Origin of the sequence: Amycolatopsis sp. NPDC051106 (genome assembly GCF_040682775.1) — a bacterium.
GTDB lineage: Bacteria > Actinomycetota > Actinomycetes > Mycobacteriales > Pseudonocardiaceae > Amycolatopsis.
On record NZ_JBFBBQ010000054.1, the window covers coordinates 22,239 to 42,011 of the forward strand.

Here is a 19,773-nt window from a genome sequence, read left to right on the forward strand (position 1 = left end):
GGTCTCCCCTAGCGTCGGGGCCATGGGTGTCGCACTGGTGACCGGAAGTTCCCGAGGACTGGGCCGGACGATCGCCCGGCGGCTGGCCCGCGACGGGTTCGCGGTGGCCGTGAACGCGCTGCACGACGACCCCGACCTCGAGACCGCCGCGGAGGGCGTCCTCGCCGAGGGCGGCAAGGCCGCCGCCTTCGCCGCCGACGTCACCGACCGGCACCAGGTCGGCGAGCTGGTCGACGCGGTGACGGCGTTGCTGGGCTCGATCACCGTGCTGGTGCTCAACGCGACGGGCCCGCAGCCGGACGTCCTCCTGTCCGATGTGGACTGGGCGGATCACCTGGGGCACCTGGACTTCTTCGTGCGTTCGCCGGTGCTGCTGGGACACGCGGTGCTCCCGGGCATGCGCGCCCGCGGCTACGGCCGGATCATCCACATCGATTCGGAGGTCGCCGAGCGCCCGCCACCCGGCCGTTCGGCGTACGCGACGGCCAAGGCGGCCCAGGTCGGCCTGGCCCGGTCGTGGGCCCGCGAACTGGCCCCGGACGGCATCACGGTCAACTCGGTGGCCCCGGGTTTCGTGCCGGTGGAGCGCCACGCGGACGTCCCGCAAGCCGAGCGCGAGGCCTATCTGGCGGGCGTGCCGGCGGGCCGGCTGGGCACCCCGGAGGACGTCGCCGCGGCGGTGAGCTTCTTCGCCTCGAAGGACACGGGCTTCATCACCGGCCAGCGCCTCCTGGTCGACGGCGGCCGCGCGCTCGGCTGACCTACCAGCGCAGCACCATCTTGACGGACTCGTTGTCGCGCTTGGCGACGTTCGGCTGCAGGGTTCCGGCGTGCAGCGCGCCCCAGCCACAGGCCCACGTCCGCATCGGGTCGCCCGCCCGGAACTCGCCCTGGCAGGCGTCCGGCTGGCCCGGCGCGCTCAGCTTGGTGGCGTGCAGGGGATCTTCGCCGTGGCCGCGGCGGCCGTTCCCGGGTTCAAGAGCGCCGCGCCGACGGCCGGCGCGAACAAGGGGTGGATTCGCTGCGTTCAGGCCGCTTCGCCGGCCGGCCTGCGCTGCCGCCACAGCACCACCAGCACCCCGACCACGAGCACCAGGGCCAGCGTGAGCGCCGTCCACATCGCGACGTGCAGCTGCAGCAGGCCACCCGCGAAGGCGCCCACCAGCATCGCGGCCACGGCGACCACCTTCCGCAGCGGGTGCGACCCCGGCCCGCCGGCCGCCTTCGAGTCCGCCGCGAAGCCCGTCAGCGTCATCGTCAGGACCGTCGTCGTCAGGTCGGGCGCGCCGATCCGGCGGACCGCCGCGTTCTGCAGGCCCATCGCCACGCCCAGCACGACGATCAGCAGCTCGCTCCCGAGCCGCGTGCCGCTGCCGAGGGTCGCGGACAGCACGACCGCCACCGCGATCAGCGCCGCCTGGACCGCGGTCGCCTGGCGGAGGGTGTCGTAGTCGTCTTCGCGCCGGGCCAGCCGCCCACCGGCGAGCGCGCCCGCGAGGAACGCCAGCACCGCGGTCAGCGACGCGAGCACCGACAGCGTCGACTCCCCCGCCGCCGCGAACCCGAGGAAGACGACGTTCCCGGTCATGTTGGCCACGAACACCCGGCCCAGCCCGAGGAAGCTGACCGCGTCGACGACCCCGGTCACGACGGTCAGCGCCAGCAGCAGGGCGGCCAGGTCCCGCGGTTTCGGTTCAGCCATGAACGCAGTCAACCACCGCGCGGGTCAGCTCGCGGTGCCCGAGCGCGTCGGTGCTGTCCACGAACTGGTCGATCGCCCCGATCGGGTACATCACGGACGCCCCGGCCAGCAGCGGCGTGACGAACCGGCCCGCGTCGATGACCTGGAACGGCCGGTCGAAGAACGGCCTGGCCCGCGGGTCCACCCGGTCGGTCAGGCCGAGCGCGTTGTGCAACCCGGCGACGTACTCCCAGGCCGCGACGAGGTGCCGTTCACGCTCCGGCCACGTCGTCGCCGCGAGGGCGCCGGTGAGGTGCGGCGACAGCGTCGCGGCCGCGGGCAGCCGCGCGAAGGCGCTGCCGAGCCACTTGCTGTACGGCGGGTACCGGCGCGCCATCAGCAGGCACAGCCGCATGAGGTCCCGCACGAGCCGCGCCGCGACGACGGCCGACCCCAGTTCGTCGCCGACCTCCCCGCAGCGTCCGACGAAGGCCTCTTCCTGGCCGATCCGCTGCCACTGGCAGGCGAGGACGTAGCGCCAGACGTCGTCCGGGTACCAGGCGACGCGCTGCCTGAGCCGCTCGAACCCGAGGTCGTCGTGGAAGACGGCGCCTCCGGTGAACTCGGCGAAGACCTGGGTCGGGGTGGCGAGCCAGTCGCGCGGCGCCGGGTGCCGCGGGTCGAAGCCGAGGAAGCCGCGCGTCCAGCCGTCGAGCGTCCCGACGACCAGCTTCACCGGATGGCCGAGGAAAGTGGCCGGCACCGGCAGTTCGCGTGGTTCCGGGAGGAAGAGGAGGACGCGGGCGGTCCAGTCGTGGTCGGTGGAACGGCCGGTGTCGAAGCCGAGGACTTCCGAACCGGGCCCGACCAGCGCGGCGCTGTGCGGCCCGCCGACGACGGGCGCGACCGCTTCGGCGTAGAAGCGGCGGCTCAGTTCGATTCCGGGAATGAACGTCATGAACGCCATTGTGACTCGCGAAAGGTGCGAAGCGCGCTTCATTATGCGAAGGTGCTTCGCAGCGCTTCGCGAGCGGAATCCGTTGTCGCACAGGCAGAACAGCAACATCCGTTCCGGTGAACCCCTGCGCGGCACGGGCCGTTTTGTCGGTGGTTGCCTTTAGCGTGCGGGCATGACCGAAAAGAGCACGGTGCGCACCCGGGAGATGGGCGTCGAACTGAAGTCCCAGCGCGAGGCCAAGCAGATGTCGCTGCGCGAGGTGGCCCGGCGCGCCCACTGGTCGGCGTCGAAGGTGTCCGGCTGGGAGAACGGCCGCCGGATCTCGCCGATCGACGCGGCCATCTACCTCGCGCACTGCGGAACCGAGGCCGCCGAACGCGAGCGGCTGCTGCACCTGACCGGGCCACCGAGCGAGCTGTACTGGGTGCGGCCGTACTTCGACCGGCTCGTCGACCCGATGAAGTCCCTCATCATCCAGGAAAACCTGGCGACGGCGGTGATCTCGAACAGCCCGATGGCCCTGCCCGGCATGCTCCAGACCGAAGACTACGTGCGGACCGTCTACGAGCTGTCCGGGCGGTACACCACGGACCGGCTGAAGCTGCTCGTCCAGGCGAGGATCGATCGGCAACGGCTGCTGCAGCGCCGGAACCCACCGCAGTGCCTCTACTTCGTCTACGAGCACACCCTGAGATCGATCCTGCGCGACCCGGCCCTGATGCACGAACAGCTGCAGTACCTGGTGCTGGCCACCAACCTCCCGCACTGCACCATCCGGGTCGTCCCCGCGTCCGCGCCGCCGTACCACCTGGTGGGCAGCCGGTTCACGATCCTCGAGTTCGCCGAACATCCACCGGTGGCCTACGAAGAGACCTTCACCGCCGGGTTGTTCATCGACGAACGCGTGGCGGTCGAAGCCTTCTACGTCCTGCGTACCCGGCTGGAGCAGGCTGCCCTGTCCGAACGAGAATCCCGGGAGTTCCTGGTCCGGCTGGCCGAGGAGTTCGATCTCATGGCGAATTGAGTGCACCGACCCGGTCGCCGTCGTGCCAGACGGCGCGGATCCTGCCGGGCAGGTCGGTCACGTCCAGGTGCGTGCCGTCGAGCAGGACGAGGTCCGCGCGCAGGCCCGGCTCGAGGCGGCCACGGTCGTCGTCGAGCCGGAGCAGGCGGGCCGCTTCCGAGGTGGCTGCCTTGAGGGCCGCCGCGTCGCCGAGGACCTCGGCCAGCAGGCGCAGCTCGGTCGTCAAGTCGACATGGGGACGCGGGGCGAGGTCGGACCCGGCGGCGATCCGGACGCCCGCCTCCACCGCGAGACGCAGCGAACGCCGGTGCGTGCCGGCGAACTCGGTGTCGCTCATCGGCGACAGCGTCGGCACGTACCAGGCGTTCGCCAGGGCCGCGACGGCGTCGTCGTCGAGGAAGGTGCCGTGCTCGATGCTGCGCACCCCGGCGCGGGCCGCCGACACCACCGCCGAAGCGGTGTGCGCGTGGGCCAGGACATCGCGGCCGCAGCGGCCGGCCTCGTCGACCACGGCGGCGAGCTCGTCGTCGGTCGGGCGGACGTCCACGCCGGCGCGGACCGCGCGCATCGACCCGCTCGCGCCGACCTTGATCCAGTCGGCGCCCGCGCGCACCATCCGGCGGACGGCGGCACGGGCGGCGTCCGGCCCGTCGAACAGCGGGTCCGGCAGCGACGGGTCGCCGTAGTTGTCGACGGCGCCCGCGGCCGGGTCCCAGACGTCGCCGAGCCCGCCGGTCGGCCCCAGCTGACGCAGGCTGACCAGCAGATCCGGTCCCGTGATCCAGCCTTCCCGCAGGGCGTGCTTGAAGCCGGCGTCGGCGCCCCAGGCGTCACGCACGGTGGTGATTCCGCGCGTCAGCAACCGGCGCAGCACCGGCACGGCTTCGAGGATGCGCGCGCTGCGCGGCAAGGACTCGGGCCGCCGGAACGCGACGTGCACGTGGCAGTCGATGAGCCCCGGGATCAGCAGCCCGCCGGAACAGTCGACGCGCTCGTCGCCGTCGAGGCCCGGCCCGACCTCGGCGATCCGCGAGCCGTCCAGCCGTACGTCCGCGCGGGTCGTCTCGCCGGTCTCCGGGTCGAACACGCGCGCGCCGGCGAGCAGTGTCACGCGAGTTCCTTGCGGTAGCCGAGGAAATCGCACGGCGTGGCCAGCGACGGCACGAGGTGCGGGTAGTCCTCGGCGAGGTCGGCGCGGCGTGTCACGCGGTAGCCGAGCCGGTCGTACCACTCGGCGAGGAACTGCTTCGCCGGATGCGTCCACTCGCGCGGCACGAGCAGTTCCAGCTGCATTTCGCGGCAACCCGCGTCCCGGCTCGCCCGCTCGGCGAAGGCGACCAGCTCGCGTCCGATGCCGAGCCCGCGCCGCGCGGGGTCGGCCGCGAGCATGCCGAACTCGCCGGTCGCAGCGTCGAGCCGCCGAAGCCGGACCGAGCCGGCGAGGTCACCGTCCACGAGAGCGACGGCGATCTCCCCCGCCCGGACGAACCCCGCGACCTCGTCGACCGACGTCCGATCGATGCTCCCCCGCCACAGCCCCTTGTCGGACTCGGCGTAGACCTGGTTGACCAGCGCGGTGATCCGCGCGATCACCGCGGCGCCGGCGGACGGCGGCAGCAGCTCGATCTCCATGCCCCCACTCTGGCACGGGCGAAAAAGACGCTCGCGAACCGGCTTGGGCGCGGTTCGCGAGCGTCGAGGGAAAAGTCCTACTTGTCCCGGCGGAAGAGCTTGTTGCCCAGCCACACGATGGGGTCGTACTTGCGGTCGGCGACGCGCTCCTTCATCGGGATGAGCGCGTTGTCGGTGATGTGGATGCCTTCCGGGCAGACCTCGCTGCAGCACTTGGTGATGTTGCAGTAGCCGAGGCCGTGCTCGTCCTGCGCCGCATCACGGCGGTCCGCGACGTCGAGCGGGTGCATCTCCAGCTCGGCGATGCGCATCAGGTACCGCGGCCCGGCGAAGGACTCCTTGTTCTCCTCGTGGTCGCGCACGACGTGGCAGGTGTTCTGGCACAGGAAGCACTCGATGCACTTCCGGAACTCCTGCGACCGCTCGACGTCCACCTGCTGCATCCGGTACTCACCGGGCTTCAGGTCCGCGGGCGGGGTGAACGACGGGATCTCCCGCGCCTTCGTGTAGTTGAACGACACGTCGGTGACGAGGTCGCGGATCACCGGGAACGTCCGCATCGGCGTCACCGTGATCACCTCTTCCTCGGTGAACGTCGACATCCGCGTCATGCACAGCAGCCGCGGCTTGCCGTTGATCTCCGCCGAGCACGAGCCGCACTTGCCCGCCTTGCAGTTCCACCGCACGGCGAGGTCCGACGCCTGGGTGGCCTGCAGCCGGTGGATGATGTCGAGGACGACCTCGCCCTCGTTCACCTCCACCGTGAAGTCCTGCAGCCCGCCGCCGGTGTCGTCGCCGCGCCAGACGCGGAAGCTCGCCTTGTAGCTCATGCCTTGCTCCCGGGGTGCGCTTCGAGCTCATCGTCGGTGTAGTACTTCCCGAGCTCGCCGAACTCGAACAGCTCCAGCAGGTCCTGCCGCAGCGGGACCTGCTCCTTCACCACGACGTCGATGTCCGGGACGACGGGGTTGTCGCCCGGCGACGACGAGCACACCAGCAGCTTGTGCCGCCACTCGGCGTCCATGCCCGGGAAGTCGTCCCGCGTGTGCCCGCCGCGGCTCTCGGTCCGCGTCAAGGCGGCCTTCGCGACGCACTCGCTGACCATCAGCATGTTGCGCAGGTCGATCGCGAGGTGCCAGCCGGGGTTGAACTGCCGGTGCCCTTCGACCGTGACGCGCAGGATCCGCTGCCGCAGCTCGCCCAGCTTCTCCAGCGCCTGCTCGATCTCTCCGGCCTTGCGGATGATGCCGACCAAGTCGTTCATCGACTGCTGCAGCTCGGTGTGCAGGGTGTACGGGTTCTCGGCTGTCGCGCCCTCGGGCGGGTCGAACGGCGCGAGCGCCATCTTCGCCGCCGAGTCCACATCGGACTGCGCGACCGCGGGCCGGCCGTCGAGGCCGAGCACGTACTCGGCGGCGCCGAGTCCCGCGCGGCGGCCGAACACCAGCAGGTCCGACAGCGAGTTGCCGCCGAGCCGGTTGGACCCGTGCATGCCGCCCGAGCATTCGCCGGCCGCGAACAGGCCGGGCACGCTCGCCGCGGCCGTGTCCGGGTCGACCTCGATGCCACCCATGACGTAGTGGCAGGTCGGGCCGACCTCCATCGGCTCAGCCGTGATGTCGACGTCCGCCAGCTCCTTGAACTGGTGGTACATCGACGGCAGCCGCTTCTTGATCTCCTCGGTCGGCAGCCGGCTGGCGATGTCGAGGAAGACGCCGCCGTGCGGAGAGCCGCGCCCCTCCTTGACCTCGGAGTTGATCGCGCGGGCGACCTCGTCGCGGGGCAGCAGGTCCGGCGTGCGCCGGTTGTTGTCCGCGTCGGCGTACCAGCGGTCGGCTTCCTCTTCGCTTTCGGCGTACTGGCCCTTGAAGACCTCGGGCACGTACTCGAACATGAACCGCTTGCCGTCGGAGTTCTTGAGCACGCCGCCGTCGCCGCGCACGCCCTCGGTGACGAGGATGCCCTTGACGCTCGGCGGCCAGACCATCCCGGTCGGATGGAACTGGACGAACTCCATGTTGATCAGCTTCGCGCCCGCGCGCAGGGCCAGCGCGTGGCCGTCCCCGGTGTACTCCCACGAGTTCGACGTCACCTTGAACGACTTGCCGATGCCGCCGGTGGCGAGCACGACCGCGGGCGCCTCGAACAGGATGAACCGGCCGCTCTCGCGCCAGTAGCCGAACGCGCCGGCGATCTTCCCGTCGGTGGTGAGCAGCTCGGTGACCGTGCACTCGGCGAAGACCTTGATCTTCGCCTCGTAGTCCCCGGTTTCGGCGAAGTCCTCCTGCTGCAGCGAAACGATCTTCTGCTGCATCGTGCGGATCAGCTCGAGCCCGGTCCGGTCACCGACGTGCGCCAGCCGCGGGTAGGTGTGCCCGCCGAAGTTGCGCTGGCTGATCCGGCCGTCGGCGGTGCGGTCGAACAGCGCGCCGTAGGTCTCCAGCTCCCAGACGCGGTCGGGGGCCTCCTTGGCGTGCAGCTCGGCCATCCGCCAGTTGTTGAGGAACTTCCCGCCGCGCATGGTGTCGCGGAAGTGGACCTGCCAGTTGTCGTTCGAGTTCGCGTTGCCCATCGACGCCGCGCACCCGCCCTCGGCCATCACCGTGTGGGCCTTGCCGAACAGGGACTTGCACACGACGGCCACGCGGAAACCGCGCTCGCGGGCTTCGATCACGGCGCGCAGACCGGCGCCGCCGGCCCCGATCACCACCACGTCGTAGCTGTGGCGTTCGACCTCGGTCATAGAAGAATTCCACCTCGGAACTGGGGACGTCCGTTTTTGGGGAGCACTGTCGGGGATGCGCTAGTTGACGAATCTCAGGTCCGCGATGGCTCCACTGGCCACGAGCATGACGTAGAAGTCGGTCAGCACCAGCGTGCCGAGCGTCGTCCAGGCCAGCGCCATGTGGCGGGTGTTGAGCTTCGTGACCTGCGTCCAGATCCAGTACCGCACCGGGTGCTTGGAGAAGTGCTTCAGCCTGCCCCCGGTCACGTGCCGGCACGAGTGGCAGGAAAGCGTGTACGCCCACAGCAGGATCACGTTGCCGAGCAGGACGATGTTGCCCAGCCCGAAGCCGAAGCCGCCGGTCTTCCCGTGGAACGCCGTGATCGCGTCGTAGGTGTTGACCAGCGAAACGATCAGCGCGACGTAGAAGAAGTAGCGGTGGACGTTCTGGATGATGAGCGGCAGCCGGGTCTCGCCGGTGTACTTCGCGTGCGGTTCCGCGACCGCGCAGGCGGGCGGGGAGAACCAGACGGCCCGGTAGTAGGCCTTGCGGTAGTAGTAGCACGTCAGGCGGAACCCGAGCAGGAACGGCAGCACGACGAACCCGAGCGGGATGAACCCGGGCAGGTCGCCGAACCAGTGGCCGAAGTGGCTCGAGCCCTCGACGCAGGACGTCGACAGGCAGGGTGAGTAGAACGGCGTCAGGTAGTGGTAGTCGGGCACCCAGTACGCGGTGCGCACGAACGACCGGACCGTCGCGTAGATGATGAACGCCGACAGTCCGAGCACGGTCAGCAGCGGCTGGAGCCACCACCGGTCCGTGCGGAGGGTGCGCTCGGCGATCCGGGCCCGCTTGGGGGCCCGGACGCCGGTGCCGACGCCGTTGTCAGCGGGAGCGCTCACCGCTGGTCGCGCTGGTAGCCGCCGACGCCTTCGTCATCGGCGCCGTGCCAGAGCGCCGGGTCGTAGGGCGTGTCGGGAACTTGGACACGCTCCGCGGCCTTCGCCTGGGCCGGCACCGCGAGCGGCGTGCCGTCGAGGTCCGCGGTGTCGATGTCGAGGCGCTCCACGTCGTTGGCGAGCCGGCGGACCGCCGAAGCGTCGCCGTAACGCGAGCGCAGTGCGCCGACGCACTGCCTGAGCTGGCCGATGGTTCGCCGCAGCTCGGCGATCTCGGAGGTGGACATCATTCCTCCCGGGTGTGGTGGGGCCGGCGGAAGCCGGGCGGGCGATCACTCGCCCTACGGCTTTACCGTGCGTCGTGCAGTGTGACAACTAGCACACTAACGGCTCTGGGGGTGATCGGGGTCACGCGGGTCGATCTTCTGAATCGATTTTGATTCGGCGTTTTCGCGAGGTATTGTGGCCAGTGTCACGACCCAGAGGCGCCAGCGCTGCCGTCCCGCGGACCACCACACACCAGTGATCCGGAGCCGGACATGAGCCCCACTCCCACCACGCTGCACCCAGTCGTCGCCGAAGTCACCGCCCGCATCGCCGCGCGCAGTGCCGCGACGCGCACTGCTCACCTCGACCGCACGGCCGCCGCGCACGCGGAAGGCCCGGTCCGCCGCGGTCTCGCCTGCAGCAACCTCGCCCACGGCTTCGCCGCCATGGACGGCGTCGACAAGGAGGCGCTGCGGGCCGCGCGCGCCCCCGGCGTCGCGATCGTGTCTTCCTACAACGACATGCTCTCGGCGCACCAGCCGATGCAGGAGTACCCGGCCTGGCTGAAGAAGTCGGTGCGCTCCGCCGGAGGTGTCGCCCAGTTCGCCGGCGGCGTCCCGGCCATGTGCGACGGCATCACCCAGGGCCGCGCGGGCATGGAGCTGTCCCTGTTCAGCCGCGAGGTCATCGCGATGTCGACGGCGATCGCGCTGTCGCACGACATGTTCGACGCGTCGCTGCTGCTGGGCGTCTGCGACAAGATCGTGCCCGGCCTGCTGATCGGCGCGCTCTCGTTCGGGCACCTGCCGGCGATTCTGGTGCCCGCCGGGCCGATGAACTCCGGGCTGCCGAACAAGGAGAAGGCCCGCGTCCGCCAGCTGTACGCCGAGGGCCTCGCGACCCGCGAAGACCTCCTCGACGCCGAAGCGGCGTCGTACCACTCGGCCGGCACCTGCACCTTCTACGGCACGGCCAACTCCAACCAGATGGTCGTCGAGGTGATGGGCCTGCACCTGCCCGGCGCCAGCTTCGTCCAGCCCGGCTCGGCCCTGCGCCGCGCGCTGACCGAAGAGGCCGGCCGGCGCGTCGTCGCGATCTCGCGGGGCGAGGAGTACACGCCGGTCTCGCGGATCCTCGACGAGAAGGCGTTCGTCAACGGCGTGATCGCGCTGCTCGCCACGGGCGGCTCGACCAACCACACGATGCACCTGGTCGCGATCGCCGCGGCCGCGGGCATCCAGCTGACCTGGGACGACTTCTCCGACCTCTCGGCCGTCGTGCCGCTGCTGGCGCGGGTCTACCCGAACGGCAGCGCCGACATCAACCACTTCCACGCTGCCGGCGGAATCCAGTTCCTGGTCGGCACGCTGCTCGACGCCGGGCTCCTGCACGAGGACGTGCACACCGTGGCCGGGTTCGGCCTGCACCGCTACCGGGCCGAACCGATTCTGTCCGACGGCGAGCTGGTCTGGCGCGACGTGCCCACCCGCAGCCTCGACGAAGAGGTGCTGCGCCCGGCGTGGCGGCCCTTCGCCGCGGACGGCGGGTTGCGGATGGTCGAGGGCAACCTGGGCCGCGCGGTCGTCAAGGTGTCCGCGGTGGCGCCCGAGCACCGGGTCGTGCAGGCGCCGGCCCGGGTGTTCACCACCCAGGAGGCGTTCACGGCCGCGTTCGAAGCGGGCGAGCTGGACCGCGACGTCGTCGTGGTGATCCGGCAGCAGGGCCCGCGGGCGAACGGCATGCCGGAGCTGCACGGCCTCACCCCCGCGCTGGGCGTGCTGATGGACCGCGGGCACGCCGTGGCGTTGCTCACCGACGGCCGGATGTCGGGCGCGTCGGGCAAGATCCCGGCGGCCATCCAGGTGACGCCGGAAGCCGCGGCGGGCGGCCCGATCGCCCGCGTCGCGGACGGCGACGTCATCCGGCTCGACGCGTCCACGGGCTCACTCGACGTGCTGGTCGGTGACGAAGAACTCGCCCTGCGTGAGCTTGTGGACTCGCCGCCGTCCGAAGCATCCTGGACCGGCACCGGCCGAGAGCTGTTCGCCCCGTTGCGCCGTGCCGTCGGCCCCGCCGACCAGGGCGCTTCGGTGTTCGGCGGCTTGACGCCGGAGCACCTCGGCGTCCTTTCGGGGGTCCAGGGGGGCTTGCCCCCCGGCCGGGGTCTGGGGCTTGGCCCCAGGGAACATGGAATGCCCGCTCTGGAAACCCAGGAGGTCGGTCAGTGACCACCGGTCAGGACCTGCTCGAGCTGTCCCCCGTGATGCCCGTCGTGGTGATCGACGACGCCGCCGACGCCGTGCCCACGGCCCGGGCCCTGCTCGCCGGCGGGATCGGGGTCATCGAGCTGACCCTGCGCACCCCGGCAGCGCTGTCCGCGATCGAGCGCGTCGCGGCCGAGGTGCCGGACATCGTCGTCGGCGCCGGCACCGTCACCGCGCCCGAGCACGCGAAGCAGGCCGCCGACGCGGGCGCGAAGTTCCTCGTGACGCCGGGCTGCACCGACGCAGTCCTCGACGCGTGCTTCGAGACCGGGCTGCCGTTCCTGCCCGGCGCGAGCACGGTGTCGGAGGCGATGCGGCTGGCCGAACGCGGGCTCACGGCGATGAAGTTCTTCCCGGCGGAGGCGTCCGGCGGGGTCGCGTTCCTGAAGTCGATCGCGGGCCCGTTGCCTTCGCTCAGGTTCTGCCCGACGGGCGGGATCACGGTGGCCTCGGCGCCTTCGTACCTGGCGCTGCCGAACGTCGGCTGCATCGGCGGCTCGTGGCTGACGTCCTCGCTCGACGTCGCGACGATCGAGAAGCTGGCCGCGGAAGCCGCGCAGCTGTAGCGGAGATCACCCCGCGTCATCGCCGCGCCCGAACGGCCGAATGCGCGTCCGCATTCCGGGAGCACCGTTCCAGCTTTCTGGAACGGTGCTCCGAGCGGGTGTGGCGGCGGTCATGAATGGCCCGGCCGTGCCACTGAATGGAGCATTCGCGGCGCCAGTGGGTGATTTACCGGCCTGTTATCGTTCCCCCTCGCTGTTTCGAGCGAGGAGATCCGGTGTCCCTGACCGATGTGGTCGCCCCCAGTCCTGCCCCCGAGAACGTCGCCGCACTCGTCGGCGAACGCCTTTCGCTGTCCGCCCTCCACCAGCTGGGCGGCACCCTCGGCGGCTATTCCTTCGTCAAGGTCGTGGTGGACCGCGAAAACGCGGTGATCCACTTCCTGAACGACGCGCGCCATTCCTTTCACGCGATCTATATCGGGGAAGAGATCCTCGGCGTCCCCGGGGAACGGGTGCGCGCCGAGATCGACACCTACAACCAGGACTTCTACCACGCGCCGGACCGCCGGTTCCTGCTCGGCATCCTGGCCCGGCACCCGCAGATGCTCTCGCTGGAGACGGTCGAGGTCGACACCATGCCGGCCGCGCTGATCCGCGAGTTCCACGCCTTCGTCGCGCGGTACGTCGACCCGGCGCTGCCGCTGGTGTTCAAGCCGGCCAACCAGCTGCAGGAGCGGATCGTCCGGGAGATCCCGCCGGGCGAGCTGCCCCGCGTGTTCGCGCACGAGCTGTTCTCGACGGCACCGTTCGTCGCGCTGAACCCCGGCACGGCCACGGGCCGGCTGCGCGCGTTCCGCGGCGAGGCCGAATACCGGGCCGCCACGCTGGACTGGTCGGACATCATCGTGATGGACCGCGTGCCCGACGACATCCCGCGGCTGTCGGGCATCGTCAACGCCCGGCACACGACACCGTTGTCGCACACCAACGTCCTCGCCACCGGGTGGCAGATCCCGAACGCCGTCCAGCTCGGCGCGCTGGCCGACATCGACCGCCGCGGGCTGGACGGCAAGTGGGTCGAGTACACAGTGGACGCTCAGGGGCTCTCGCTGCGGGAGATCGCCGAGCCGGCTTCGGCCGAGCCGCCGAAGTGGTACGCCCAGCGCGTCACGTTGGAGGAACCGGAGTCCGAACGCAGCTCGATCGTGAACCTGGCACGGCTGCGCGCGGCCGACCGGTACCGCTACGGCACCAAGGCGGCCAACCTCGGCGAGCTGCACCACGTGCTGGCGCACGGGTCGCAGCGGCTGCTCGGCTTCTACCAGGTGCCGCGGCCGCCGCGGGAGAACCTGCTGCCGTACCTGGCCCGGCTGCTGGACGTCCCTCTTGACGCTGATCTGGGCGCCGCGGCCCGCCGGCTGCTTGACGACCACGTCCGCGTGCCCCGCGGCATCGCGCTGCCGTTCTCGCTGCAGCGGCGGTTCCTGGAGTCGTCGCCGCGGATCCAGCAGGCGATCGGCAAGCTGAAGATGGCGCTGGAACTGGACGCGCGGGAGATCGAGCCGCTGTGCGTCGAGCTGCAGAGCCTGATCCGGTCGGCGCGGATGCCGGGCGCGCTGGCCGGGGAAATCGACTCCGCGCTGGTGTCGCAGCTGGCCGGCGTGCGGACGTTCGTGGTGCGCAGTTCGTCGAACGCCGAAGACCTGGCGGGCTTCTCGGCGGCCGGGATCTACGAGTCGCTCAACCACGTCACCACAGCTGAACGGATCTTCGCCAGTGTCAAGGAAGTCTGGGCTTCGCTGGTGTCGGTGCGCAGCGTCCGGCTGCGGCGGCAGGCCGGCATCTCCCTCGACGAGTGCTACATGGGCGTGGTGATCCAGGAGCAGGTCGCGGCGGACTTCGGCGGCGTGCTGGTGACGACGAACCCGATGAACCGCGCGGACTTCCGCACGGTGTACGTCAACGTGTCGCCTCGCGTGACCGACGTCGTCGACGGTTCGGCGCTGCCCATGCAGTACCTGTACTCGACGGTCGAGGGCGGCGGCCGCACGGTGTCGCTCGGCGACGCCACGTCGGACCTCGACTCGCGGGCGCACGACCAGCTGCAGCGGCTCGCCATCGCCGGCCGTCTGCTGCAGGGGCACTTCTCGCCCGACTACACGTTCGGCTCGCCGGTGGACGTCGAGTGGCTCGCCGACGGCGAGCACCTCCACCTCGTGCAGCTGCGTCCGTATTCTGTTTGATCTTCCGGGAGACACGACCATGCTGGGCCTTCGCCTGCCCGCGAACCCCACCGTCCGCCGCACCGTGCGGCTGACCTACGGGTTCCAGTTCTTCTTCGGCCTGCTGCTGTGGGTGCCGATCTTCTACCAGTACCAGAAGCTCGCCGGCCTGTCCGACGGCGAGATCTTCGGCATCCAGAGCATCTACTACATCGTGTTCTGCCTGCTGGAGATCCCGACCGGGATGATCGCCGACCGGTTCGACTACCGCACTTCGCTGGCGGCCGGCGCCGGCGTGCTGGTGGCGGCGAACCTGGTGCCGGTGCTCCTCGGCTCGTACACCGGGTTCCTGGTGCATTTCATCCTGATCGCCTTGGCACGCTCACTGGTGTCCGGCGCGCAGAGCGCGTACCTGTACGAGTACCTGCACGCCTCCGGCTCAGGGGAACACTATCTGCGAGTGGAAGGCGTCGGCCGCGCGTACAGCCTGATCGGCAAGATCGTGTACTGGCCGGTGATCGGCCTGCTGATGGCGTGGAACCTGCCGTCCCCGTACTGGCTGACGGCGATCAACGCGGCGGTGGCGCTGGCGTTCGCGTTGAAGCTCCCCGCGATCCCCGGCGGCCGCCGGGTGGCCGGTAAAACGGCCTCACTGGTCGCGGGCGTCGGTGGCGCGCTGTCGGCGCTGCGCTCGTCCCGGTGGCTGATGCTGCTGATGGTGCAGGGCATCGCGATGTTCACGCTGGTCAGGATCTGTCAGGTGAACCTGTTCCAGCCGATCCTGGAGTCGAAGTCGCTGTCGGTGAACTGGTACGGCGCGGTGCTGGCCGCGATGACGGTCTTCGAGGCCCTGGGCGCGGCCCGCCCACACCGGCTCCGCCGGGCGATCGGCCCGGTGGGGACGGTGTTCACGCTGACGATCGTGATGGCGCTCTGCCTCGGCGTGATCGTGTTCGTGGGCTCCTTCCCGACAGTGCTGGTGTTGTGCGTCTTCGCGGTGGCCACGGGAATCTCGTTCCCGGTGCAGAAGCAGCTGCTGAACGACTCGATCCCGGACTCCCGCTACCGCGCGACGCTGCTGTCGATGGAGTCCATCGTGGACCGCGCGGTGTGCGCCCTGGTGGCGGTGGCCTTGGGCGCGTACCTGGCGGCCGGGCAGCTGAACGAGTTCCTGGTGCTGTCGGCGGTGGTCACGTGCGTGGTGATGGGGTTGCTGGCGGTGTTGTTGCTGACGGTCCGCAAGCACCGCTCGGACCGCCGGCGGTCGGTGGCCCGGGAGGCGGTGTCCGCGAACTCCGCCTGACGAACGCGGCCGGCACACAGCGCTTTTCGCGGCCTTCGCCGCGGTGACCCGGGCCAGGTTTGTCGCTCGGGGTCAGTCGATGTAGGCGTCGTCGAGGAGGGCGGACTCCGCGCCGTACTCGCGGAGTTCCTCCTTGATCACCGTGTACGCCAGCCCCTGGGGGTAGCCCTTGCGGGCCAGGAAGCCGAGCAGGCGACGCAGCGCCGTCTGCTCGTCGACGTTGCCCAGCGACCCGAGGCGCTTGCGGACCAGTTCCCTGGCCATCTGCTCCTCGGACTCGCGATCGACCTCACCGGCCGCCTGCGCCGCGACTTCGTCGTCGACGCCCTTGCGCCGCAGTTCGGCCAGGAGCGCGGTGCGGGACAGCCCCTGGGTCTCGTGCCGGGACTTCACCCACAGCTCGGCGAACTCCGCGTCGTTCACCAGCCCTGCCCGGTCGAGCTTGCCGAGCAGGGTTTCGCTGGTCTCCTCGTCGAATCCTTTGCGGTGCAGGGCCTGCCGGAGCTCCTCCTGAGTTCGCGCACGCACGGCCAGGAGGTCGTAACAGATCTCCTTGGCCTTCTTGTACCGCTCCTCGGGAGGCAGCTCGGCCGGCGGAATCTTCGGCGCCCTCGCCACCTGAACTACTCCTCGTTCTTCACGAACCCAAGCCGCGCGTCACCACACAACGCGACCACACCGGGGGTCCAGGGGGCTTGCCCCCTGGCGGGGGTCCGGGGGTTCGACCCCCGGGAGACACGGCGAAGGGATCAGGGCGAGCGCACTCCGCGAGCACACCTCACCCAATCCCGCAGCACACCTCACCCAATCCCTACGCCCCTCAGAAGTCGACCGGCGCCGGCACGGCTTCGACGGCTTCGGCGTCGACCTGCGCGCCGATGCCGAGCTTCTCCTTGATCCGCTTCTCGATCTCGTTGGCGATGTCCGGGTTTTCGCGCAGGAACTTCCGCGCGTTCTCCTTGCCCTGGCCGAGCTGGTCGCCCTCGTAGGTGTACCAGGCACCGGACTTGCGCACGATCGCCTGGTCGACACCCATGTCGATGAGCGAACCCTCACGGGAGATGCCGTGGCCGTACAGGATGTCGAACTCGGCCTGCTTGAAGGGCGGGGCCATCTTGTTCTTCACGACCTTGACGCGGGTGCGGTTGCCGACCGGCTCGCCGCCGTCCTTGAGCGTCTCGATGCGGCGCACGTCGAGGCGGATCGAGGCGTAGAACTTCAGCGCCTTGCCACCGGTCGTGGTCTCCGGGGAGCCGAACATGACGCCGATCTTCTCGCGCAGCTGGTTGATGAAGATCGCGGTGGTGCCGGAGTTGTTCATGGCACCGGTGATCTTGCGCAGCGCCTGGCTCATCAGGCGGGCCTGGAGGCCGACGTGCGAGTCGCCCATCTCGCCCTCGATCTCGGCGCGCGGCACGAGCGCGGCCACGGAGTCGATGACCAGGATGTCGAGCGCGCCGGAGCGGATCAGCATGTCCGCGATCTCCAGCGCCTGCTCACCGGTGTCCGGCTGGGACACGAGCAGCGCGTCGGTGTCCACGCCGAGCTTCTTGGCGTAGTCGGGGTCCAGCGCGTGCTCCGCGTCGATGAACGCCGCGATGCCGCCGTTGCGCTGCGCGTTCGCCACCGCGTGCAGGGCGACCGTGGTCTTACCGGAGGACTCCGGGCCGTAGACCTCGATGACCCGGCCGCGGGGCAGGCCACCGATGCCGAGCGCGACGTCGAGGGCGATCGCCCCGGTGGGGATCACGGCGATGGGCGCGCGGCCCTCTTCGCCGAGGCGCATGACCGAGCCCTTGCCGTACTGCTTGTCGATCTGCGCGAGCGCGAGCTCGAGCGCCTTGTCCTTGTCGGGTGCTGCAGGCATGGAAGTCCACCTCGCTGGTCCGAGCCCCGTCGAGGGCTCTCTGTGTCTGTTCTTCAGCTGTCCGGTCCGACGCTAGCGGCGGGGTCCGACAATTCCAGGCGCGGCGCCCAATCTGTGGATCGCTGGACCCGATGTGGACAACACCTTAGACGAACACCTGTTCGAGGTCGGCAGCGACACACCCTTGCGCTATGATTTTCGCCCGCCCGGGTCAGGATCGCGCACATCCGCCCAGGTCAGCGCCGTTCGGGCGGGACGTCGAAGGCGTCGCAGACCTCGCGCCAGACCTCTTTGGCCGGAATTCCCGCGGTCAGCGCCTGGTCGACCGTGCGGCCGCCGAGCGCGCTGAGCACGTGGTCCCTGGCCAGCACCTGGGCTCGCCCGGGGCCGAACTCCTCGGCCATCAGCCGCCGAAAAACCGTGATCCGCATCGAACCCACTCTATCCGGACGGCGCGAACGGTCCGTTCGCTACCCGCGGGGCCGCCGAAGCTTGGCTCGACGCAGGCCGGAACCTCCCTGACGGCCCCTACCTACCCACCAGGCTGGACGCTCGCCTCGAAGTAGTTGGCCAACGTGTCCGGCGTCGTCGCCTCGGCCTGGTCGCTCGAGTTCAGCTGGTAGATGAACCCGGCGAGCGGCCGGTCCGACACCGTGAACACGAGCACCGCCGCCGTCCTGCCCGCGGCCGACGAGTAGTGGCCCTTGAGCCCGTTGCCGCCCCAGTCGGCCTCGGTGCGGTCGCCGCCCGCCGAGGTGAGCAGGCCGTCCGTGTACTGCTTGAGCGTGTCGGCGCTCGTGCCTTGGACGTAGGTGACCTGCGTGCCCGCCCGGCCCGGCGCGGAGCAGGTCGAGGCCACCCCGAGGTTCTCCGCCGGCGCCGCCGGGCCGTTGCCCATGCCCGGTTTGCAGTCGCCGGTGTCGGCGATCTTCCCGGCGAGCTGGCGCAGGCAGCCGGTGAGGCCCTTGTCGTCCGCCTGGCCCGGTGTCTTGCACTGGTCGGCGGTGTAGGTGGTCGTCGAGGACGACGACGTCAGGAAGAAGGTCAGCCCGGCCGCGAGCACCACGACGACCGCGACCGCGATGCCGATGAGCAGCTTCTTCTTCCCCTGGGGCGCCGCCTTCTCCGCGGCGGCGGCGGGCGAGTACGCGGGAAAGTTCGACGGCACCGGCTGCGGGCCGCTGGGCGGGAAGTTCGCCGGCGCGTAGGCCGGGTACTGCGGCGGGAGCGCGTACTGCGGGCGGTGCGGCGCACCGGCGGCCACCGCCCCTTCGACGTTCTGCGTGCGCATCCCCAGGCCGTCGCGGGCGACGTGCTGCGCCCCGAGCGCGACGGCGGTCTCCGGCTGATCGAGGCTGCCCGGCACGACGCCGAGCTTCTCCGCGATCATCGTGCCGACCAGCGGCAGCCGGCTCGACCCGCCGACGAGGTAGATGCCCGCGAGCCGGTCCGGGGTCAGCCCGGACGAGCGCAGCGTCCGCGAGAGCAGTTCGACGCTGCGCAGCATCGCCGGCCGGACCAGACCTTCCAGCTCGCCGCGCGTGACGAGGACGTCCTTGAACGGCTCGGGCATCGGCACCTCGGTCTGCGGGTGCCGCGACAGCGCCTCCTTGGCCGCCTTGACGTCCTCCTGCAGCGCGCGCCGGGTGCGCCGGTCGCCGGTGGACTCGGGGCGCAGCAGCCGCTGCCAGCGCTGCGGGTCGGAGTGCGAGACCTCGCGCCCGACGTGCACCATCAGCGCCTGGTCGACGTCGAGGCCGCCGAGGTCGGGCAGGCCGTCCTCGGCGAGCACGGTGAACCCGTTCTGCGTGGCGCCGACGACGGCGACGTCGAAGGTGCCCGCCCCGAGGTCGTAGACCGCGAGCGCCTGGCCGGGGGCCAGCGACTTGCCGGGGAACGACGCGAAGTGCGCCGCCGCGGCGACGGGTTCGGGCACCAGCAGGATGTTCTGGCCCATCCCGGCGAGCCGGGCGGCGGACATCAGGACGTTGCGGCGGGTCTGGCCCCACTGCGCGGGGTGGGTCAGCCGGACCTCGTCGGGCTGCTCGCCGCCGAGCTGGCGGGAGGTTTCTTCGAGCACGCGGCGCAGGATGGCGGCCAGCGCGTCGGTCACCGGGACGACGTCGGTACCGAGCAGCAGGGTCTGTTCGTCGATGCGGCGCTTGGGGTTCGGCTCGAAGCGCGTCGGGTCGAGGCGGGCGCGGCGCTCGGCGTCACGGCCGACCATGATCGTGCCCTCTTCGGTCGCGAACACCGCCGACGGCATGTTGGCCGAGCCGTCCACCTCGACGACCCGGGGCGGCATGCCGTGCGCCGAAAGGACGGCGACGGTGTTGGACGTCCCGAGGTCCACCGACAGGATCCGCACTGCACTCCCCTTCACGAAAACCCGCCTTGACGGCGTTCGCCGTGATGCTGCCATGC

Annotated in this window: 19 protein-coding genes; 6 read left to right on the forward strand and 13 right to left on the reverse strand. The window is 70.6% G+C overall.

What is annotated here, in order from left to right; translation table 11 throughout:
- The first annotated feature begins 22 nt into the window (after positions 1 to 22).
- On the forward strand, positions 23 to 760 hold the full coding sequence (locus AB0M83_RS32205; protein ID WP_364522646.1) for an SDR family oxidoreductase: 738 nt from the start codon (positions 23 to 25) through the stop codon (positions 758 to 760).
- 1 nt (position 761) lies between these two features.
- On the opposite strand, the gene AB0M83_RS32210 is transcribed toward AB0M83_RS32205, so the two are convergent.
- Genes AB0M83_RS32210 through AB0M83_RS32220 form a run of 3 tightly spaced genes read right to left on the reverse strand, consistent with a single transcriptional unit; the run spans position 762 to position 2,639 of the window.
- Positions 762 to 1,064 (reverse strand): hypothetical protein, encoded by a 303-nt coding sequence (locus AB0M83_RS32210; RefSeq protein ID WP_364522648.1) that lies wholly within the window; start codon positions 1,062 to 1,064, stop codon positions 762 to 764.
- Complete coding sequence (locus tag AB0M83_RS32215) at positions 1,028 to 1,702, reverse strand: YoaK family protein (RefSeq protein ID WP_364522650.1); 675 nt, start codon at positions 1,700 to 1,702, stop codon at positions 1,028 to 1,030. Before AB0M83_RS32215 ends, AB0M83_RS32210 begins: the two co-directional genes overlap by 37 nt.
- Positions 1,695 to 2,639, reverse strand: a complete 945-nt coding sequence (locus AB0M83_RS32220; RefSeq protein WP_364522652.1) for a DUF4037 domain-containing protein — start codon at positions 2,637 to 2,639, stop codon at positions 1,695 to 1,697. The genes AB0M83_RS32215 and AB0M83_RS32220 overlap by 8 nt, the downstream gene beginning before the upstream one ends.
- 172 nt (positions 2,640 to 2,811) lie before the next feature.
- Between AB0M83_RS32220 and AB0M83_RS32225 the strand changes: the two genes are divergently transcribed.
- On the forward strand, positions 2,812 to 3,663 hold the full coding sequence (locus AB0M83_RS32225) for a helix-turn-helix transcriptional regulator (protein WP_364522654.1): 852 nt from the start codon (positions 2,812 to 2,814) through the stop codon (positions 3,661 to 3,663).
- On the opposite strand, the gene AB0M83_RS32230 is transcribed toward AB0M83_RS32225, so the two are convergent.
- The 6 genes from AB0M83_RS32230 to AB0M83_RS32255 form a co-directional block, all read right to left on the reverse strand.
- A complete protein-coding gene (locus tag AB0M83_RS32230) occupies positions 3,650 to 4,774 on the reverse strand; it encodes an amidohydrolase family protein (protein ID WP_364522656.1) in 1,125 nt (374 codons plus the stop codon). The genes AB0M83_RS32225 and AB0M83_RS32230 overlap by 14 nt on opposite strands.
- Positions 4,771 to 5,295, reverse strand: a complete 525-nt coding sequence (locus AB0M83_RS32235) for a GNAT family N-acetyltransferase (RefSeq protein WP_364522658.1) — start codon at positions 5,293 to 5,295, stop codon at positions 4,771 to 4,773. The genes AB0M83_RS32230 and AB0M83_RS32235 overlap by 4 nt, the downstream gene beginning before the upstream one ends.
- A gap of 77 nt (positions 5,296 to 5,372) precedes the next feature.
- Positions 5,373 to 6,125: a succinate dehydrogenase/fumarate reductase iron-sulfur subunit gene (locus AB0M83_RS32240; RefSeq protein ID WP_364522660.1), complete on the reverse strand. Its 753-nt coding sequence runs from the start codon at positions 6,123 to 6,125 to the stop codon at positions 5,373 to 5,375.
- Complete coding sequence (locus tag AB0M83_RS32245; RefSeq protein ID WP_364522662.1) at positions 6,122 to 8,038, reverse strand: fumarate reductase/succinate dehydrogenase flavoprotein subunit; 1,917 nt, start codon at positions 8,036 to 8,038, stop codon at positions 6,122 to 6,124. Before AB0M83_RS32245 ends, AB0M83_RS32240 begins: the two co-directional genes overlap by 4 nt.
- A 60-nt stretch (positions 8,039 to 8,098) precedes the next feature.
- Positions 8,099 to 8,923, reverse strand: coding sequence for a hypothetical protein (locus AB0M83_RS32250; RefSeq protein ID WP_364522664.1), 825 nt, complete (start codon positions 8,921 to 8,923; stop codon positions 8,099 to 8,101).
- On the reverse strand, positions 8,920 to 9,207 hold the full coding sequence (locus tag AB0M83_RS32255) for a hypothetical protein (RefSeq protein ID WP_364522666.1): 288 nt from the start codon (positions 9,205 to 9,207) through the stop codon (positions 8,920 to 8,922). Before AB0M83_RS32255 ends, AB0M83_RS32250 begins: the two co-directional genes overlap by 4 nt.
- A gap of 252 nt (positions 9,208 to 9,459) precedes the next feature.
- Between AB0M83_RS32255 and edd the strand changes: the two genes are divergently transcribed.
- From edd to AB0M83_RS32275, 4 genes are all read left to right on the forward strand, one after another.
- The gene (gene edd, locus AB0M83_RS32260; protein ID WP_364522668.1) at positions 9,460 to 11,415 is read left to right on the forward strand and encodes a phosphogluconate dehydratase; all 1,956 of its coding nucleotides are present in this window, start codon (positions 9,460 to 9,462) and stop codon (positions 11,413 to 11,415) included.
- Positions 11,412 to 12,017: a bifunctional 4-hydroxy-2-oxoglutarate aldolase/2-dehydro-3-deoxy-phosphogluconate aldolase gene (eda, locus tag AB0M83_RS32265; protein ID WP_364522670.1), complete on the forward strand. Its 606-nt coding sequence runs from the start codon at positions 11,412 to 11,414 to the stop codon at positions 12,015 to 12,017. Before edd ends, eda begins: the two co-directional genes overlap by 4 nt.
- Before the next feature lie 215 nt (positions 12,018 to 12,232).
- Positions 12,233 to 14,200 carry a PEP/pyruvate-binding domain-containing protein gene (locus tag AB0M83_RS32270; RefSeq protein WP_364522672.1) on the forward strand — a complete coding sequence of 656 codons (1,968 nt, stop codon included), beginning with the start codon at positions 12,233 to 12,235 and terminating at the stop codon, positions 14,198 to 14,200.
- Positions 14,201 to 14,219: 19 nt separating this feature from the next.
- The gene (locus tag AB0M83_RS32275; protein WP_364522674.1) at positions 14,220 to 15,482 is read left to right on the forward strand and encodes an MFS transporter; all 1,263 of its coding nucleotides are present in this window, start codon (positions 14,220 to 14,222) and stop codon (positions 15,480 to 15,482) included.
- Between the two features lie 72 nt (positions 15,483 to 15,554).
- On the opposite strand, the gene AB0M83_RS32280 is transcribed toward AB0M83_RS32275, so the two are convergent.
- The 4 genes from AB0M83_RS32280 to AB0M83_RS32295 all read right to left on the reverse strand — a co-directional run bounded on the left by AB0M83_RS32280 (position 15,555) and on the right by AB0M83_RS32295 (position 19,717).
- Positions 15,555 to 16,082 (reverse strand): regulatory protein RecX, encoded by a 528-nt coding sequence (locus AB0M83_RS32280; protein ID WP_364522719.1) that lies wholly within the window; start codon positions 16,080 to 16,082, stop codon positions 15,555 to 15,557.
- 220 nt (positions 16,083 to 16,302) lie between these two features.
- A complete protein-coding gene (gene recA / locus AB0M83_RS32285; RefSeq protein ID WP_364522676.1) occupies positions 16,303 to 17,349 on the reverse strand; it encodes a recombinase RecA in 1,047 nt (348 codons plus the stop codon).
- Between the two features lie 236 nt (positions 17,350 to 17,585).
- Positions 17,586 to 17,780 (reverse strand): DUF3046 domain-containing protein, encoded by a 195-nt coding sequence (locus AB0M83_RS32290; protein WP_364522678.1) that lies wholly within the window; start codon positions 17,778 to 17,780, stop codon positions 17,586 to 17,588.
- Between the two features lie 101 nt (positions 17,781 to 17,881).
- Positions 17,882 to 19,717: an Hsp70 family protein gene (locus AB0M83_RS32295; protein ID WP_364522721.1), complete on the reverse strand. Its 1,836-nt coding sequence runs from the start codon at positions 19,715 to 19,717 to the stop codon at positions 17,882 to 17,884.
- Positions 19,718 to 19,773 lie beyond the last annotated feature (56 nt).